The following is a 16,561-nucleotide window of genomic DNA, read 5'->3' as shown; positions in this document are numbered from 1 at the left end:
CGCGTGGACCTGCGCGCGCAACAACGCGTGCACGCGGCCGGTCGGTCTTAGGCGTGGACGCGCTTGAGGAGGGCGCGGACGGCCGCGTTGAAGGTCTCCGGGGCCTCCAGGGGGGAGAGGTGGCCGACGGAGGGGATGACGGTCAGCTCGGCGTCGGGGAGGGCGGCGGCCATCATCCGGGCCTCGGGGAGCGGGGTGACGGTGTCGGCCTCGCCGACGATGACGGCGGCCGGCACGTCCAGGGTGGCGAGGACCTCCAGCGAGTCGCCGCGGGCGGCCATCGCGCGCTGGGCCCAGGCGACCGCCCGGGGCGGGGCCTCGGCGATCATGGCTCGGACGTCGGCGACCAGCTCGGGCGCGGTGGCCGGTCCGAGAAGTCCCTCCTCGATCTTCTCCTCGGCGAGCAGCCGCACACTGTCGCGGGCCAGCACGGCGGCCGCGATCCGCTCCCGATCGGCCTTGGCCTGCGCGGTGTCGGCGGTGGCCTTGGTGTCGGCCAGGACCAGTCCGCACAGCCGCTGCGGGTGCCGCCGGGCGAAGGCCATCGCCACGTAGCCGCCCATGGAGAGCCCGCCGAGGACGGCCCGTTCGATGCCGAGTCCGTCCAGCAGCAGGGCCAGGTCGTCGGCGACGGCGTCCAGGGAGGGCTCGTCCTCGCCGAGCGGGGCGGTGCCGAAGCCGCGCTGGTCGGGGGCGATCACCCGGGCGTGGTCCCCGGAGGGCCCGGGCAGCCGTTCCAGTTGCAGGGCCCACATCCGGGCGGCGAACGGGAAGGCGTGCAGCAGGACGAGCGGGGTACCGGTCCCGTTCTCATGAACGGCCGTCGCGCTGGGGAGGTTCATGGGGCCAACGGTATTCCCGCATGGCTCGACGGGCGCCGACCCTGCGCCCACTCGTCCGGTTTGTCCTAGTCTGGCGGGGAGCAAGGAGCCAACATGATCGAGCTTCATCAGCTGACGAAACGTTACGGCGACAAGCTGGCCGTGGACGGCCTGAGTTTCCAGGTCCCCCAGGGTGTGGTGACCGGCTTCCTCGGGCCCAACGGCGCCGGCAAGTCCACCACCATGCGGATGATCCTCGACCTGGACCGCCCCACCAGCGGCCGGGTCACCATCGACGGCAAGCGGTACGGGCAGCTCAACGAACCGCTGAAGTACATCGGCGCGCTGCTGGAGGCGAAGGCGGTGCACCCCGGCCGCACCGCGTACGACCACCTCCTCTGGCTCGCCCAGAGCAACCGGATCCCGCGCCGCCGGATCGACGAGGTGCTGGGCCTGGTGGGTCTGACGGCGGTGGCGGGAAAGCGCGCCCGGGGCTTCTCGCTCGGCATGGGCCAGCGGCTGGGCATCGCCTCGGCGCTGCTCGGGGACCCCGAGATCCTGATGTTCGACGAGCCGGTGAACGGTCTCGACCCCGAGGGCATCCTGTGGGTCCGCACCCTGATGAAGGAGCTGGCCTCGGAGGGCCGGACGGTCTTCGTCTCCTCCCACCTGATGAGCGAGATGGCACTGACCGCCGACCACCTGGTGGTGATCGGTCTGGGACGGCTGCTGGCGGACCTGCCGATGTCCGAGTTCATCAAGCAGAACTCCCGCTCGGCGGTCCGGGTCCGCACCCCGCACGTGGAGCAGCTCAAGGACGCGCTGGCCGGCGCCGGGCTGCGGGCCGTTCCGGGGCCGGACGGCGCGTACGAGGTGGAGGACGGCGACCTGGAGTTCATCGGCGAGCTGGCCGCCTCCCGCGGCATCACCCTGCACGAGCTGAGCCCGCAGCAGGCCTCGCTGGAGGAGGCGTTCATGCGGATGACCGCGGACTCGGTGGAGTACCACGCGGGGGACGGCGAGGGCCGCGACGCGGCGGGGGCCTGGGGTTCGAGCTGGCAGGCCCGGGGCGGCGCTGCCAGGAAGGAGAAGTGAGATGGCGTCCTTCCCCGCGATCCTGCAGTCGGAGTGGACGAAGATCCGCAGCGTCCGCTCCACGATCTGGACCCTGGCGCTGACCTTCGTGGTCACCCTGGGCGTGGGCGCGCTGCTCTCGCTGCTCACCAACAACAACTTCGAGGAGTTCGCCGGCGACCGGCGGACCCCGTTCGACGCCACCGGCACCGCGTTCTCCGGCATCCTGCTGGGCGAGCTGGCGATCATCGTGTTCGGGGTGCTGGCGATCGGCAACGAGTACAGCAGCGGCATGATCCGGGCTTCGCTGGCGGCCGTGCCGCAGCGGGGCACGCTGCTGACCGGCAAGGCGTTGGTGCTGGGCGGGCTGGCCCTGGCGGTGTCGCTGGTGACCGCGTTCGCCACCTTCTACCTGGGCCAGGCGATGCTGGGCGACCACTCCACCACCCTCGGCGCACCGCACGTGCTGCGCGCGGTGTTCGGGGCGGCGCTCTACCTGACGATGCTCTGCCTGTTCGCGGCCGGGGTCACCGCGATGCTGCACAACCAGACCCTGGCACTGGGCATCCTGGTGCCGTTCTTCTTCCTGCTGTCGCCGATCCTCTCGGCGGTCCCGAAGGTGCGGACGGTGGCGCACTACTTCCCCGACTACGCGGGCTCCCGGATGCTGCTGGTCTACGAGCAGACCGACCAGCCGTACGGGCCGTGGAGCGGGTTCCTGATCTGCCTGGCGTGGACGGCGGCGGCGCTGCTCGGCGGGGCGCTGGTGCTGAAGAAGCGGGACGCCTGAGGCCCTAGTACTTCGGAGCGCCGCGGCCCCGCTGGACGGCGGAACCGCGGCGCTCGCGCGCGGCCCAGCAGGCGCGGTGCCAGTGCCGGCGGTCCTCGACGCCGTGGCCGTGGTCGGGCCAGGCCACCACGTGGCCGACCCCCGAGGGGATCTCCTGGTCGCAGCCCGGGCAGCGGTAGGAGCGCCCGGAGGTGCCGGCCACCGTCTGCACCACCCAGTCCTCGCCCCGGAAGCTCTCCGTCCGGCGCAGCGAGCCGCCCAGCGGGGCGGCGGGCGCCTGGGCGCGGTCGGCGGCGCTGTTGGTCCGGTTGCGGCGGGGCGACACGTTGAACTACCTCTCGGCCGGGCGGGTTGCACCCCCAGGGTACGGGGCGTCAGGGGGCCCCGGAGGCCACTATCACGGGCCGGTCCGCCACAGTCCCGTTTCCCCCGAGATCCACTCGAACTTCGGGTAATTCGGTCATTCGGCGTGCCGTTGGCACATGACATGGGTTACTCACAAGGGGACAGGCGGGGCTCGCAGACCCTGCGCGCACCCCAGGAGGCACCCGATGACCAAGACCACTCCGCGGCCCGAGGCGCCGGTCTCCCCCAGGATCCCGGCGCCCGCCCCGACGCCCTCGTCCCCGCGCCCCTCCGGCACCGACTCGATCCGGGTCGGTGCCTTCCTGCTCTCCGCGCAGTTCCCCGGCCAGGGCCACGCCGAGGCGCTGGACCGCACGCTCCAGGCCGCCACCGCCGCCGAGCGGGCCGGCCTGGACGCCGTCTGGCTGGCCGAGCACCACTTCGTCCCGTACGGCGTCTGCCCGGACGCGGCGACCCTGGCGGCGCTGCTGCTCGGGCGGACCCGCCGGATCGGCGTGGGCACGGCGGTGAGCGTGCTGCCGGTCCGGCACCCGGTGGCGCTCGGCGAGCAGGCCGCGCTGCTGCACCTGACCTCGGGTGGCCGGTTCACCCTCGGGGTGGGCCGCGGCGGCCCGTGGATCGACCTGGAGGTGTTCGGCACCGGCCTGGCCGCGTACGAGGAGGGCTTCCCCGAGCGGCTGGACCTGCTGCTGCGCTGGCTGCGCGGGTCCCGGGTGGGCGGCAGCGGGCCGCAGTTCACCTTCCCGGAGGTGCCGGTGGTGCCGCGGGCGGCCGAGCCGGCCCGGGTGCCGGAGCTGGCCGGCTGGCTGGGCGTGGACCAGGCGGGCGGGCCGCAGTTCTCCTTCCCCCGGCAGCGCCAGGACACCTCGGCCGCCGCACCCTCGGCCGGTCCGCCCGTGGTGGTGGCCTGCACCTCCCCGAACGGCGTGCGCACCGCGGCCGAGCGGGGGCTTCCGATGCTGCTCGGGATGCACTCGGGCGACGAGGACAAGCAGGAGATGCTGGGCCTGTACCGGACCGCGTGGCGGGCCGCCGGCCGCGGCGAGGAGCAGCTGGCCCGGGTGGAGCGGGAGCACGTGGCGGCCGGCGTGGTCCAGGTGGACGACCGGGCCGCGGCCGCCCGGGCCAGGCTGCTGCGGTCGATGCCCGCCTTCTTCGAGCACGGTCTCGGCGCGCACCGCACGGTCGACGGCCGGGAGCGCCGGATGCGCGACCCGCACGCGTACACCGAGCTGCTGTGCGACCTGCACGCGGTGGGGACGCCCCGGCAGTGCGCGGACCGGCTGCTGGCCACCGCGGAGCGGACGGGCATCCGGCGCTTCGCGCTGCTCGCCGAGGGTTCCGGCGACCGGGCCGCGACCCTGCACAACATCGCCCGGCTCGGTGCCGAGGTGCTGCCGCAGCTCGGTTGAGCGGCGGGCCGGTGGAGCGTCGGCGGGCCGCCCGGTCTCGGGAACCGGGGCGGCCCGCTCGGGGTGCGGCTCAGCAGTCGCGCAGTTCGGGCGACTGGTTGAGCAGTTGGGCCCGGACGGAGGTGAAGCGCCGGTAGCGCTCCTCGTTCTTGTCCGAGGGCGCGAACACCGCGACCCGGTGGCAGTTCTGGAACGCCAACCGCACGCCGAAGTGCCGCTGCAGGGCCCCCCGGATCGCGTCGCTGGCCAGCGCGCGCAGCAGCTGGCCGCGGGCCTGCTCGCTGGGCGGCGGAACCTGGTTGTCGGCGAAATCGGTGCCGTCGACCTTGAGCTGGGCGACCAGCGAGCTGATCAGGTCCCAGGCGTACGGGAGGGACGTGCGGACGCAGTCGACGAACTCCCTCTCGTCGACCTCGCCTCTCTCGGCCATCTCAAGCAGGGCCGGTGAGACGTCGAGCGACATGGGTTCTCCTCTCGCGGTCCACCAGGGCGGATGCCGCGGTGGTCGTGCGGTTGGTACGGATGGTGCCGTGCTGCTCACTCACTGCATACACGACCAGCGTGGCAGCCATCGGCCGGGACGGCTGCCGAATGCCGGGAATTCCGTCGGAAACCCCGCCCGGCGGACCAGATTGGCCGGATCCCGTCGCAGAGTTCACGCGGCGTCCTCGTCCCCGTCGACCGCACCCCCGACGCCGGACGGACCGAGGTGCCCGGTACGGTGCGTGAGGGTACGGTCACCATGGTTCGCCGTCTGCGCGGGTTCTTCACCCGGCTGTCGCGGAATCGCATCAACTGGCCCCGGTGGGCTAGCGTGGTCGACCGTGCGTCTCGTAATTGCCCGTTGCTCCGTCGACTATGCCGGTCGGCTGTCCGCCCATCTCCCGTCCGCCACCCGCCTGATCCTGGTGAAGGCCGACGGGAGCGTCAGCATCCATGCCGACGACCGCGCCTACAAGCCGCTCAACTGGATGTCCCCGCCCTGCTCCCTCAAGGAGGCGGACGGCACCTGGACGGTCATCAACAAGGCCGGTGAGAAGCTGATCATCTCGCTCGAAGAGGTCCTGCACGACTCCTCCCATGAACTCGGGGTCGACCCCGGTCTGGTGAAGGACGGCGTGGAGGCCCACCTCCAGGAGCTGCTCGCCGACCGGATGGAGGTGCTGGGTGCCGGCTGGCAGCTGATCCGCCGCGAGTACCCGACCGCCATCGGGCCGGTCGACATCCTGTGCCGCGACGGCGACGGCACCACGGTGGCCGTCGAGATCAAGCGGCGCGGTGAGATCGACGGCGTCGAGCAGCTCACCCGGTACCTGGAACTGCTCAACCGTGATCCGCTGCTGGCGCCCGTGAAGGGGGTGTTCGCGGCGCAGGAGATCAAGCCGCAGGCGCGGGTGCTGGCGGGGGACCGTGGGATCGGGTGCGTGGTGCTCGACTACGACGAGCTGCGTGGCATCGACGACGACAAGCTGAAGCTCTTCTAGCCTCCGGCGACCCGCGCGGTTCTTCAGGGGCGCGGGAGCCGCGCGAGTCGGTAGGTGCGAGGCCGCACCCACCACCCGCGCAGTTCCCGCGCCCCGTCCGGTCGCCCGGCTGCGTCAGGTCGGCGTGCTGGAGGGTGTGCCGGTCGGCGTCTCGCCGGTCGGCGGCGGGGTGGTCGGCGACGGGGGCGTCGAGGACGAAGCTCCCGTCGACGGCTTGGGGTTGGGCTGGGGCGGGGCCTGGGTGGGGCCGGGGCCGTGGGTGGTGGTGGCGGTGGCGCTCGGGCTGGACCTGGTCGGGGTGGGCTTCTTGCTCGTCGTCGATCCGCTCGGCGAGGGCTCGGCGGTCGGGGAGCCGGATTCGGTGGCGGCGGCGGCCGTGTCCTCCGGGGACGGGCTGCTGCTGAAGTTGAGGTCGCCGGGGACGGTGCCGTCCTCCTGCGAGCCGCTGTGCCGGACCCGGCCACCGGGCGAGGTGTCGGTGCCGAGCACGCTCAGGCCGACCGCGGTGCCGAGCACGCCGACGGCCACGACCGCGGCGGAGGCGGCGATCACGGTCCGCCGGGTGTCCCGCCCGGTCCGGACCGCGCCGGCGGCGATGCTGCGGAAGCGGTACGGCGCGTGCGCGATGGCGCGCCGGATCACCGGGCGGCGCTTCACCGTGGCCAGTTCCCCCGCACCGTCGGCGAGTTCGGCGGCCTCGTCGCGCAGCAGGTCCAGCATCCGCCGGGCGCCCGCGCTGCCGCGCTGCTCGCCGAGGGCGGCCCGGACGGCGACGGCGGCCTCCAGTTCGGCGGTGGAGCGCCGGTCGGCGCCGGTACAGAGCGCGAACACGCCGAGCTCCTGGTGGAACCAGGCCTCGTCGGCGCCGGAGCCGGCCGTCCGGGCGGCCTCCAGGCCGAGTTGGAGCACCCGCTCCCAGGCGCCCCAGCGCAGCGACAGGGCGAGCGCGGGGGCGGCGGCGCGGGCCAGCCGCAGGACGGCCTCCGGGCGGTCGGCGGCCCGGTCGGCGGTCAGCACCGCGACGATCACCTCGGCCTCGGCGGCGAGTTGGGCGGTGCTCACCGAGCTGTTGCCGACCCACCAGGAGAAGTGCTCGGCGGCGCCGTCCGCGACCCCGGCCGGCTCCCACAGGTCGGCGAGCCGGGTGAGGACGCCCTCGGTGAGCCGGTGGTGGCCGCCGACGGAGACGGCGAGGCCGCAGTCGACCAGTTCCTGCAGGGCGCTCTCGCCGAGGCCGACCTCGATCAGGGCGGGCAGGTGCGGGGCGGTGGGGCACTCGCCGCCGAGGGCGAGGGCGAGGTGCAGCACGGTCCGGGCGGAGTCGCTGAGCCCGTCCACCAGGCGGAGGGCGGGCGCGGCGCTCTCGGCGACCGAGGGCAGCGGCAGGGTGCGGCGCAGCTCGCTCTCCAGGACGGCCGGGTCGTCCGGTTCGTCGACGGGGCGGACGGTGCCGAAGACGGTGCCGCGGTCCTCGTGGGCGGCGACCAGGGTGTCCACGGCGGCGTCGCGCTGGCGGAGCAGGGCGGCGGCGCGGACGAAGCGCAGCGGCAGGCCCTCGGACTCGAACCAGAGGTCCACCGCCCAGGCGCGCTCGGCCTCGTCCAGCGGCCGGCCGGCGAGCCGGGAGACCAGGGTGAGGCAGGCGCTGCGGGAGAGGCCGGCGACCAGGTGGTCGCGGAGTGCGGAGTCCAGCGCGAGCTGTGGGCTGCCGGGCGGGACCGAGATCAGGAACGCGCACTCGGGAGCGGCGGCGACCAGGTCCTCCAGCTCGTCCCCGACGGGTTCGACGTCGTCGATGACGACGATCGCGCCGACCCCGGCGAGCAGGTCGGTGAGCTGGGCGCGGTCGGGGCGGAAGCCGGGGGCGTGGTGGGTGGCGGCGAACAGGTCCTGGAGCAGGTCGTTCGCGGTCCGGCGGTGGCCGCCGAGGCGGACCACGCCGTCCGGGGCGAGTTCGGCGGCGGCCTCGGCGACGGCGGCGAGCAGGGCACTGCGGCCGGAGCCGGCCTGGCCGACCAGGCGTACCGAGCGGCCCTCGGCGAGGAGGCCGAGCAGCTGCTCGACGTCGCGTTCCCGGTCGAGCAGGGGGAGGTCGGCGGGGCCGCTGCCGAGGGCGAGCGGGCCGACGGCCGGGCTCGGGCCGAGTTCGGGGCGGGCCTGGACGAGGTTGCGGATCCGGCGGGGCGCGGGGCGCCACTCGTCCGGGCAGGGGCGGGCCTCCGAGCCCTCCGGGCCGCCGACGGTCAGCAGCAGCTCGCCGGAGACCAGCTCGCCGGTCCGCGGGCGTGCCCCGTCCTGCCGGAAGTCACCGGTTGGCTGTTCCACGTGGCCGCTCCCCGCCCCTCAGGGCCGCCGGGGGGCGGCCACCGTTTCCTGAGCGCAGACTTTCCCACACTCGGGTCGCCGGGCACAGACCGGACCCCGGTTCCGCGGCAGGTGGGCGGTGTCCGGGCGTACGGGGAGCGGTACGAGCCGGTCGGTGCGGCCGAGTTCGGCCCGGTTTGGGGGGGTTTCCGCGCCCGGCCCGGTACGGGACTCGGTCGGCCCGGCGTCGGGCCCGGTCGGCCCGGCGCGGGGCTCAGAGGGTGGGGTTCAGAGGGTGGGCAGGGCCAGGGGTGCGGCGGTGCCGAGGGCGGGGAGGGTGGTGCCGTAGGCGTCCGGGACGGAGCCCTCGACGGCGAGGATGCGGTGCAGGCGGGTGGCCACCAGGAGCCGCTGCAGTTGGGCGGGGACGGACCGCAGGACGAGCCGGCGGCCGATCCGGCCGGCCCGCCGGTGGGTGCCCATGATCACGCCGAGGCCGGTGGCGTCCCAGGACTCCAGGCGGCCGAGGTCCAGCACCAGGTCGCCCTGGCCGGCGTCGACGGCGGCGTGCAGGCGGGCCCGGGCGTCGGCGGCGCTGCGGACGTCGAGCCGGCCCTCGATGGCCAGGCTGTGGCGGTCGCCGGTGATCCGCACGCTCTCCTCCTTCGTCTGTCCGCTTGTCCAGGCGGTGGGGCTCCGTCCGGGGGTGGGGCGCGCCGGGGCGCCGCCCTGCCGTGGAGCCGGGGCCCCCGCGTCCCTCGGGCCGCGCCGGTCTCCCCCTCATCTGACGGTGAACCAACTCCGCAGGTTTCTCCCACCCGGCGGAGTGCCTCTCAACTTCACCCGTCCGAGGGAATATACGCAGGAACTTCCCACACCCACGCTCGATTACCGCCCAAATCACCCGTCTGCGGCGCGGGCGTGAGCAAACTCACCCGCCCGACGGTCCCGAGTGCTAGGGCTTGTCTGACAATTCGCACAACGGAAATTGTCAGAAAAGCCCAGGACCCGGCGGCCGCCTGGCAGAGGGCGTCAGCCCTGGTAGTCGTAGAACCCGCGGCCGCTCTTACGGCCCAGGTCGCCGGCGGTGACCATGCGGGCCATCAGCTCGGGGGCGGCGAACTTCTCGTCCTGGGTCTCGGCGTAGATGTTGCGCGCCGCGTTCACCAGGATGTCCACGCCGGTCAGGTCGGCGGTCTGCAGCGGGCCCATCGGGTGGCCGAAGCCGAGCCGGCAGGCGGTGTCGATGTCCTCGGCGGAGGCCACGCCCGACTCGTACAGCTTGGCGGCCTCGACCACCAGCGCGGTGATCAGGCGGGTGGTGACGAAGCCGGCCACGTCGCGGTTGACCACCACGACCTCCTTGCCGACGCCCTCGGCGAAGGCCTTGGCCCGGGCCAGCGTCTCGTCACTCGTCTTGTAGCCGCGGACCAGCTCGACCAGCTTCATCAGCGGCACCGGCGAGAAGAAGTGCACGCCGACCACGCTCTCCGGGCGGGAGGTCGCGGCGGCGATCCGGGTGATCGGGATGGCCGAGGTGTTGGAGCCGAGCACCGCGCCGTCCTTGGCCAGCTTGTCGAGCTCGCGGAAGACGGCCTCCTTGACGTCCAGCTGCTCGAAGACCGCCTCGATGACGATGTCGGCCTCGCCGACCGCGCCCAGGTCGGTGGTGGTGGTGATCCGGCCCAGCGCCGCCTCGGCCTGCTCGGCGGTCAGCTTCCCCTTGGCCGCGAACTTCTCGTACGAGGCGCGGATGCCGTCCAGGCCGCGGCGCAGGGCGGCCTCGGTGACGTCGCGGAGCACGACCGGGTGCCCGGCCTGGGCCGAGACCTGGGCGATGCCCGCGCCCATCAGGCCGGCGCCGATCACGGCGATCTGCTGGGTCGCTGCGTTGCTCATGGCTGTGGTCTCCCGTTGGCCGTCCCGACGGCGGCCCGCAGCGGGGTCCTCCCCCGAGCCGCCCCGCGGGGCTCACCGCCGACGGCTCGCCCCTTCGCTCACCCGCCGGACTCTAATGCCCCGGTGGACTCCGTGGTGTGATTGGACGGTGTGATCTGTGTCCGTACCGGAAGAGGTTGACGCGTTGACCGGTGTTCGTCCGCTGGCCGCCCTGGTGATCAGCCTGGGGGCGGTCGGGGTGCTGGCGCTGCTGCTGCGCTGGACGTACGGGCGCGGGAGGTCGCTGGTCGCGCGGCGCCCGCGGACCGGTCCGCCGGAGGAGTACGGCCTGCTGGTCCCGGTGGCCGAGCCGTCCGGCCGCGCGGAGGCGGAGCGGCTGGGGCGGCTGCTGACGGCGGCCGGGGTCCGGCACACCGCGGTGGCCACCACCGAGGGCTTGCGGCTGATGGTCTGGCCGGCCGACGTGGCGCGGGCCCGGGCGGCGCTGCAGGCGGGCTGACGGCCCGCGCTGCGGGCGGTCAGTCGGTGGTCAGGATTCCCAACTCCTGGGCCAGGATGGCGGCTTGGACCCGACTGCGGAGCTGGAGCTTGGCCAGGATCCGGCTGACGTGGGTCTTGGTGGTGGCCTCCGCCATCTCCAGCCGCTCGGCGATCTGACCGTTGGACAGGCCTGCCCCGATGCAGGCCAGCACCTCCCGCTCGCGCGGGGTCAGCTCGCCGACCGCGGCCCGGGCGTCCGGCCGGTCGTCGGCCGCCGGGCGGGCGAAGGTGCTGATCAGCCGCCGGGTCACCGAGGGCGCCAGCATCCCGTCGCCGCGGGCCACCGCCCGGATCCCGTCGACCAGGGCGTCCGCCTCCAGGTCCTTGAGCAGGAAGCCGGCCGCGCCGGCCCGCAGCGCCCCGTAGACGTACTCGTCCAGGTCGAAGGTGGTCAGCACCAGGACCTGCCCGGCGCCGGCGGAGACCACCCGTCGGGTGGCCGAGACGCCGTCCAGCCGCGGCATCTGAATGTCCATCAGCACCACGTCCGGGCGCAGCAGGAGGGCGAGCCGGACGGCCTCCTCGCCGTCCGCGGCCTCGCCGACCACCTCCAGGTCCGGCTCGGCCCGCAGGATCATCACCACCGCGGCCCGGACCGCCGCCTGGTCCTCCGCCACCACGATCCGGATGGTCACCCGTCCCCGCCCTTCGTCTCCCGCGGCAGTACCGCCCGTACCCGCCACCGGCCGTCCTCGGGACCGGCCCGGAAGCTCCCGCCGAGCAGCTCGGCGCGCTCCCCCATGCCCACCAGCCCGGCCCGGGCGCCGGGCAGCCCCTGGCCCTCGCCGGGCCGGTACGGGCTGTCCACGGTGATCTCCAGCTCCCGCAGCCGGTAGCCGATGTCCAGCCGGACCGTCCCGGGCGCCGCGTGCTTGACCGCGTTGGTGAGCGACTCCTGGACGATCCGGTACGCGGCCAGCTCCAGCGGCGCCGGCAGCTCGCCGCGCTCACCGACCTCGGCCGCCTCGAAGGCCAGCCCGCCGTCCCGCCCGGCCGCCCGGGCCTGCGCCACCAGGCTCTCCAGGGCGTCCAGCCGCGGTGCGGCGTACGACTCGGTGGCCTCGCCGCCGCCGCTGTCGCGCAGCAGCCCGATCATGCGCCGCATCTCGGCCAGGCCCTGGACGCTGTTCTCCCGGATCACCCCGATCGCCTCGACCAGCGGGTCGTCCTCCGGCCGCTGCCGGCGGCGGGCCAGCGACTGCGCGCCGGTGGCGTGGATGGCGATGGCCGAGAGGTGGTTGGCGATCACGTCGTGCAGCTCGCGGGCCATCCGGGCCCGCTCGGCGACCACGGCGCCCCGCCGGTCCAGCTCGGCCAGCAGCGCGGTCTGCTGGGCCCGCAGCCGCTCGGCCTCGGCCTCCTCGCGGTGCTTGCGCACCAGGTCGCCGCTCCACACCGGGGTGAGGAAGACCAGCGAGCCGGTGACGACCACCACCAGGGTCGCGGAGACCGAGCCGCTGTAGACGTAGACCAGGCTGCTGACCAGGATCACCGAGCCCGCACCGGTCAGGTGCAGGATCCCCGACATCCGCCGGCTGCCGTAGACCACGGCCGCGTACAGCAGGTCGGTGTACATGATGATCGTCGCGATCACCGACCCGGTGGCGATGCAGGCCGCGAACACCGCGCCGCCGGCGCAGACCGTCAGGACCGGCCGGGTCCGCCGGAACAGCTCCAGGACGGCGATCGCCACCAGCGGGAGGGCCGCCGCCCAGCGCGGGACGCCCTCCGAGTCGTACGCCCTGAAGGCGATCAGCACCAGCCCGCCGAGCAGGCCGAACAGGGCGATCGCCCGGTCCTCCTGACGCGGGGTGAGGGTCGGCTTGAGCACGCGTCCCATCAGATCATCCCGGCCGGGCGGGCGGCTCGGCGGCCGGGATGATCCGGCGTACATCGAAAGGTGCAGCCGCGGTTCGGTCCGGGCGACGACGACCCGGGCGGCCCCGCGCGGGAGGCTGGGACCACCGTCGACCAGCCCTAGGAGCCCCGTCATGATCGTCACCCTGATCCTCGCGGCCGAGGTCGCCTTCTGGGTGGTCCTCGGCCTGGGTCTGAGCACGCGCTACCTGCTGCGGTGGCGCCGGACCTCCACCGTCCTGCTGGTCGGCCTGCCCACCATCGACCTGGTGCTCTTCCTGCTGACCCTGCTGGACCTGCGCGGCGGCGCCACCGCCAGCTGGACGCACGCCCTCGCCGCCAGCTACCTGGGCTTCTCCATCGGCTACGGGCCGTCGCTGGTCCGCTGGGCCGACCGCCACTTCCTGCACCGCTACGCGGGCGGGCCGAAGCCGCCGCCCACCCCGAAGTACGGCGCCGAGCGGACCCGCCACGAGTGGCTGATCTGCCGCCGGACGGTGGTCTCCGCCGCCATCACCCTCACGCTGATCACCGCTCTGCGGCTGCTCACCGACGCGCCCGGCGGCGAGGTGTTCACCAGCTGGTACTGGCGGCTGGGCCTGGCCGCCGCCATCAACACCGCCGTCGCCGCCAGCTACACGATCTGGCCCAAGCAGCCCCCGGCGGCCCCGCAGGACGCGGCCTGACGGGTCATCCCCGGGAGGGGAGCCCTACCGGTTCTCCCCCGGCACCCACAGCACGTCGCCCTGCTCCTTGTTGGCCGCCCGGGCCAGGATGAACAGCAGGTCCGACAGCCGGTTGAGGTACTTCGCGGTGAGCGGGTTCACGGTGTCCCCGTGCACCTCGATCGCCGCCCAGGTGGCCCGCTCCGCCCGCCGCACCACGGTGCAGGCCAGGTGCAGGTAGGCCGCCCCCGGCGTCCCGCCGGGCAGGATGAAGCTGCGGAGCTTCTCCAGCGAGGCCAGGTAGTGGTCGCAGTCGCCCTCCAGCCGGTCGATGTACGACTGCAGGACCCGCAGCGGCGGGTACTCCGGGTTCTCCGTCACCGGGGTGGCCAGGTCGGCGCCCACGTCGAAGAGGTCGTTCTGGATCCGGGTCAGCACCGCGCCGACGTCCTCGGGGAGCGCGCCCGCCGCGATCGCCACGCCGATCGCGGCGTTGGCCTCGTTGGTGTCCGCGTAGGCGACCAGCCGGGGGTCGGTCTTGGTGGTGCGGCTCATGTCCCCCAGAGCCGTCGTGCCGTCGTCCCCGGTCCGGGTGTAGATGCGCGTCAGGTTCACCATGGCCGCAGCCTAGCGGCGACGCGGGGGTGCCGGTGAGGAGGCGTCGACCACACCGCTACGCGACGTTGACCCGCTGCCCGGGCGGGGCCGCCTCCAGCCAGGCGAGGAAGCCGGTGAGGGCGTCCTCGCTCATGGCGAGTTCCAGCGGGGCGCCGTTGTGCAGGCAGCGCAGCACCACCGAGCCGGAGAGCAGGGCCAGCTCCTCCTGGCCCTCCGGATAGCGGCGGCCGAGCACCTCGATCTCGGTCCGCGGCAGGATCCGGCGGGGCCGGGGCGCGTAGCTGAAGACCCGGAACCACTCGATGGAGTCGCCGCTGTACCGACCGATACCAAAAACCCACCCCTTGCCGTCGGTCACCGGGACCGGGGCGGAGGTGGGCTGTCCGTTCTCGTCGAGGTCGGGCTGCGTCGAGGCGTCGGCGGGCATTTTGAGGCGGTAGCTGCAGTCGAACGTTCCGCCTACCCGCTGGATGATCCGCCGGCGTACCGCGAAGCCGACCAGACCCGCCACCGCGACCGCCACGACCGCCGCGCACACCACAAGGGCGAGGACCATGCTCACCGACCTCCTCGCTGCCTGCGTCCCCGTTCGCCGGTCGTATCAACGACGGCCGGCACTGTCCTACCAACTGATACGACAGTCCCGGGGTCACGCTCTCGCGTCCCCGGGACCGTCGGTCGTGCTACGTGCTCAGGCGTGGGCCTTGAGTCCGCGCGCGGCGAAGAGGCGGACCTCGGCGCGCCGCTGGGCGTGCTCGTCGAGCTCGGACTGCGCCTGGTCCAGCGCGCGCTGGGCACGGGCGATGTCGATCTCGTCGGCCAGCTCGGCGATCTCGGCGAGGATCGACAGCTTGTTGTCCGCGAACGAGATGAACCCACCGTGCACGGCCGCGATGACGGTGCCGCCATCGGTCGTGCGGATGGTCACCGGGCCGGTCTCCAGCACGCTCAGCACCGGAGTGTGGCCCGGCATGATGCCGGTGTCACCGGAGGCCGTACGGGCGACAACGATGGTGGCCGCACCGGACCACACCTTGCGGTCGGCTGCGACCAGCTCGACGTGCAGCTCAGCCAACGTGGGCTCCTAGGCTCTTGCCGGGAGATCGGGTCGACCCGATTTCTCGGCAGTTTCGGTAAGAATAACGGGCCCGCACCCCCGGCATGAAACCAGCGGCACGGAAATGACCGGGATCACAGCCGTGGCGAGCCGTGAGGGGTGGCCCCCAGGGCCGGGGACCACCCCTCACGGTCGTTCAGCCGTCAACCGGCCGGCGGGTTACTTCTTCGCCAGCTCGGCGGCGTTCTTCTCGAGGTCCTCGATGCCACCGCACATGAAGAAGGCCTGCTCCGGAACGGAGTCGTACTTGCCGTCCGCGATCGCGTTGAAGGCCTCGATGGTCTCCGACAGCGGCACGGTCGAACCGTCGACACCGGTGAACTGCTTCGCCACGTAGGTGTTCTGCGAGAGGAAGCGCTCGATGCGACGGGCGCGGTGCACCGTGATCTTGTCTTCCTCGGACAGCTCGTCGATACCGAGGATCGCGATGATGTCCTGCAGGTCCTTGTACTTCTGCAGGATCCCCTTGACGCGGACGGCCGTGTCGTAGTGGGTCTGCGTGATGTACCGCGGGTCGAGGATGCGGGACGTGGAGTCCAGCGGGTCGACGGCCGGGTAGATGCCCTTCTCCGAGATCGGGCGCGACAGAACGGTGGTCGCGTCCAGGTGGGCGAAGGTGGTGGCCGGCGCCGGGTCGGTCAGGTCGTCCGCGGGGACGTAGATCGCCTGCATCGAGGTGATCGAGTGACCGCGGGTCGAGGTGATGCGCTCCTGCAGGAGGCCCATCTCGTCGGCCAGGTTCGGCTGGTAACCCACCGCGGAGGGCATACGGCCGAGCAGGGTCGACACCTCGGAACCGGCCTGGGTGAACCGGAAGATGTTGTCGATGAAGAGGAGCACGTCCTGCTTCTCGACGTCGCGGAAGTACTCCGCCATGGTCAGCGCGGAGAGCGCGACGCGCAGACGGGTGCCCGGGGGCTCGTCCATCTGGCCGAAGACCAGCGCGGTCTTGTCCAGAACGCCGGAGTCGACCATCTCGTGGATCAGGTCGTTACCCTCACGGGTGCGCTCACCGACACCGGCGAAGACCGACACACCACCGAAGTTCTCGGCGACGCGGTAGATCATCTCCTGGATGAGAACGGTCTTACCGACACCGGCACCACCGAACAGACCGATCTTGCCACCGGTCACGTACGGGGTGAGCAGGTCGATGACCTTGATGCCGGTCTCGAACATCTCGGTCTTCGACTCGAGCTCGGAGAAGTTCGGGGCCTTGCGGTGGATCGGCCAGCGAGTCGTGACCTGGGCCTCGAACTCGTCCTTGTCGGTGTTCAGGACCTCACCGAGGGCGTTGAACACCTTGCCCTTGGTGATCTGGCCGACCGGGACGGAGATCGCCGAACCGGTGTCGGAGACCTGCGCGCCACGGACCAGGCCGTCGGTCGGCTGCATCGAGATGCCGCGGACCAGTCCGTCGCCGAGGTGCTGGGCGACCTCGAGGGTCAGGGTCTTCTTGCCCGTGCCGTCGGGGTTGTCCACCTCGACGTGCAGGGCGTTGAACATGTCCGGAATCGCGTCGACGGGGAACTCCACGTCGACGACCGGGCCGATGACCCGGGCGACGCGGCCCGTGGCCAGTCCGGCGCCCGTCGGCTCAACAGTGGTGGTCAT

The 16,561-nt window shown here is 73.1% G+C and carries 18 protein-coding genes; 6 read left to right on the top strand and 12 right to left on the bottom strand.

The window, feature by feature from the left end:
- Positions 1-47 precede the first annotated feature (47 nt).
- Positions 48-842: an alpha/beta fold hydrolase gene (locus tag ABWK59_RS22165; RefSeq protein WP_354642358.1), complete on the bottom strand. Its 795-nt coding sequence runs from the start codon at positions 840-842 to the stop codon at positions 48-50.
- 93 nt (positions 843-935) lie between these two features.
- Here ABWK59_RS22165 and ABWK59_RS22160 point away from each other — a divergent pair, with 93 nt between their 5' ends.
- Together ABWK59_RS22160 and ABWK59_RS22155 are read left to right on the top strand one after the other, a co-directional pair.
- On the top strand, positions 936-1,916 hold the full coding sequence (locus ABWK59_RS22160; protein WP_354642357.1) for an ABC transporter ATP-binding protein: 981 nt from the start codon (positions 936-938) through the stop codon (positions 1,914-1,916).
- A 1-nt stretch (position 1,917) separates the two neighbouring features.
- Entirely contained in the window at positions 1,918-2,685 is a 768-nt protein-coding gene (locus tag ABWK59_RS22155; RefSeq protein ID WP_354642356.1) for an ABC transporter permease subunit, read from the top strand.
- A gap of 4 nt (positions 2,686-2,689) precedes the next feature.
- Here the strand turns inward: ABWK59_RS22155 and ABWK59_RS22150 are convergent, their stop codons facing one another.
- A complete protein-coding gene (locus ABWK59_RS22150; RefSeq protein ID WP_354642355.1) occupies positions 2,690-3,010 on the bottom strand; it encodes an ATP/GTP-binding protein in 321 nt (106 codons plus the stop codon).
- A 325-nt stretch (positions 3,011-3,335) separates the two neighbouring features.
- Between ABWK59_RS22150 and ABWK59_RS22145 the strand changes: the two genes are divergently transcribed.
- On the top strand, positions 3,336-4,463 hold the full coding sequence (locus tag ABWK59_RS22145) for an LLM class flavin-dependent oxidoreductase (RefSeq protein ID WP_354645058.1): 1,128 nt from the start codon (positions 3,336-3,338) through the stop codon (positions 4,461-4,463).
- A 70-nt stretch (positions 4,464-4,533) separates the two neighbouring features.
- Here the strand turns inward: ABWK59_RS22145 and ABWK59_RS22140 are convergent, their stop codons facing one another.
- Positions 4,534-4,926, bottom strand: a complete 393-nt coding sequence (locus ABWK59_RS22140; protein ID WP_354642354.1) for an SCO5389 family protein — start codon at positions 4,924-4,926, stop codon at positions 4,534-4,536.
- A 361-nt stretch (positions 4,927-5,287) separates the two neighbouring features.
- On the opposite strand from ABWK59_RS22140, the gene nucS reads away from it, so the two are divergent.
- Positions 5,288-5,947, top strand: a complete 660-nt coding sequence (gene nucS, locus ABWK59_RS22135) for an endonuclease NucS (RefSeq protein ID WP_354642353.1) — start codon at positions 5,288-5,290, stop codon at positions 5,945-5,947.
- 114 nt (positions 5,948-6,061) lie between these two features.
- On the opposite strand, the gene ABWK59_RS22130 is transcribed toward nucS, so the two are convergent.
- From ABWK59_RS22130 to ABWK59_RS22120, 3 genes are all read right to left on the bottom strand, one after another.
- Positions 6,062-8,272 (bottom strand): ATP-binding protein, encoded by a 2,211-nt coding sequence (locus tag ABWK59_RS22130; RefSeq protein WP_354642352.1) that lies wholly within the window; start codon positions 8,270-8,272, stop codon positions 6,062-6,064.
- A 267-nt stretch (positions 8,273-8,539) separates the two neighbouring features.
- Positions 8,540-8,905, bottom strand: a complete 366-nt coding sequence (locus ABWK59_RS22125; protein ID WP_354642351.1) for an STAS domain-containing protein — start codon at positions 8,903-8,905, stop codon at positions 8,540-8,542.
- 378 nt (positions 8,906-9,283) lie between these two features.
- Positions 9,284-10,150: a 3-hydroxyacyl-CoA dehydrogenase family protein gene (locus ABWK59_RS22120; RefSeq protein ID WP_354642350.1), complete on the bottom strand. Its 867-nt coding sequence runs from the start codon at positions 10,148-10,150 to the stop codon at positions 9,284-9,286.
- Positions 10,151-10,334: 184 nt separating this feature from the next.
- On the opposite strand from ABWK59_RS22120, the gene ABWK59_RS22115 reads away from it, so the two are divergent.
- Entirely contained in the window at positions 10,335-10,649 is a 315-nt protein-coding gene (locus tag ABWK59_RS22115) for a hypothetical protein (protein WP_354642349.1), read from the top strand.
- 19 nt (positions 10,650-10,668) lie between these two features.
- On the opposite strand, the gene ABWK59_RS22110 is transcribed toward ABWK59_RS22115, so the two are convergent.
- Both ABWK59_RS22110 and ABWK59_RS22105 read right to left on the bottom strand, forming a co-directional pair.
- Entirely contained in the window at positions 10,669-11,325 is a 657-nt protein-coding gene (locus ABWK59_RS22110) for a response regulator transcription factor (RefSeq protein WP_354642348.1), read from the bottom strand.
- Complete coding sequence (locus tag ABWK59_RS22105) at positions 11,322-12,530, bottom strand: sensor histidine kinase (RefSeq protein WP_354642347.1); 1,209 nt, start codon at positions 12,528-12,530, stop codon at positions 11,322-11,324. Before ABWK59_RS22105 ends, ABWK59_RS22110 begins: the two co-directional genes overlap by 4 nt.
- Before the next feature lie 151 nt (positions 12,531-12,681).
- Here ABWK59_RS22105 and ABWK59_RS22100 point away from each other — a divergent pair, with 151 nt between their 5' ends.
- The gene (locus tag ABWK59_RS22100) at positions 12,682-13,233 is read left to right on the top strand and encodes a hypothetical protein (protein ID WP_354642346.1); all 552 of its coding nucleotides are present in this window, start codon (positions 12,682-12,684) and stop codon (positions 13,231-13,233) included.
- 24 nt (positions 13,234-13,257) lie between these two features.
- Here ABWK59_RS22100 and ABWK59_RS22095 read toward each other — a convergent pair whose 3' ends face one another.
- The 4 genes from ABWK59_RS22095 to atpD all read right to left on the bottom strand — a co-directional run bounded on the left by ABWK59_RS22095 (position 13,258) and on the right by atpD (position 16,561).
- Entirely contained in the window at positions 13,258-13,830 is a 573-nt protein-coding gene (locus ABWK59_RS22095) for a cob(I)yrinic acid a,c-diamide adenosyltransferase (protein ID WP_354642345.1), read from the bottom strand.
- 55 nt (positions 13,831-13,885) lie between these two features.
- Positions 13,886-14,386 (bottom strand): DUF2550 domain-containing protein, encoded by a 501-nt coding sequence (locus ABWK59_RS22090; protein ID WP_354642344.1) that lies wholly within the window; start codon positions 14,384-14,386, stop codon positions 13,886-13,888.
- Between the two features lie 135 nt (positions 14,387-14,521).
- Positions 14,522-14,905, bottom strand: coding sequence for a F0F1 ATP synthase subunit epsilon (locus ABWK59_RS22085; RefSeq protein WP_354642343.1), 384 nt, complete (start codon positions 14,903-14,905; stop codon positions 14,522-14,524).
- 201 nt (positions 14,906-15,106) lie between these two features.
- Positions 15,107-16,561 carry a F0F1 ATP synthase subunit beta gene (gene atpD / locus ABWK59_RS22080; RefSeq protein WP_354642342.1) on the bottom strand — a complete coding sequence of 485 codons (1,455 nt, stop codon included), beginning with the start codon at positions 16,559-16,561 and terminating at the stop codon, positions 15,107-15,109.

Origin of the sequence: Kitasatospora sp. HUAS MG31 (assembly GCF_040571325.1) — a bacterium.
GTDB lineage: Bacteria > Actinomycetota > Actinomycetes > Streptomycetales > Streptomycetaceae > Kitasatospora > Kitasatospora camelliae.
The sequence above is the reverse complement of the archived record's forward strand: the minus strand, read 5'-3'. Positions and strand labels throughout refer to the sequence as shown.

Coding starts and splice junctions, on each gene's coding strand:
- ABWK59_RS22105 (WP_354642347.1), bottom strand. CDS start 12,530: ATGGGACGCGTGCTCAAGCCGACCCTCACCCCGCGTCAGGAGGACCGG.
- ABWK59_RS22160 (WP_354642357.1), top strand. CDS start 936: ATGATCGAGCTTCATCAGCTGACGAAACGTTACGGCGACAAGCTGGCC.
- ABWK59_RS22120 (WP_354642350.1), bottom strand. CDS start 10,150: ATGAGCAACGCAGCGACCCAGCAGATCGCCGTGATCGGCGCCGGCCTG.
- ABWK59_RS22100 (WP_354642346.1), top strand. CDS start 12,682: ATGATCGTCACCCTGATCCTCGCGGCCGAGGTCGCCTTCTGGGTGGTC.
- ABWK59_RS22165 (WP_354642358.1), bottom strand. CDS start 842: ATGAACCTCCCCAGCGCGACGGCCGTTCATGAGAACGGGACCGGTACC.
- ABWK59_RS22090 (WP_354642344.1), bottom strand. CDS start 14,386: ATGGTCCTCGCCCTTGTGGTGTGCGCGGCGGTCGTGGCGGTCGCGGTG.
- ABWK59_RS22095 (WP_354642345.1), bottom strand. CDS start 13,830: ATGGTGAACCTGACGCGCATCTACACCCGGACCGGGGACGACGGCACG.
- ABWK59_RS22140 (WP_354642354.1), bottom strand. CDS start 4,926: ATGTCGCTCGACGTCTCACCGGCCCTGCTTGAGATGGCCGAGAGAGGC.
- atpD (WP_354642342.1), bottom strand. CDS start 16,561: ATGACCACCACTGTTGAGCCGACGGGCGCCGGACTGGCCACGGGCCGC.
- ABWK59_RS22155 (WP_354642356.1), top strand. CDS start 1,918: ATGGCGTCCTTCCCCGCGATCCTGCAGTCGGAGTGGACGAAGATCCGC.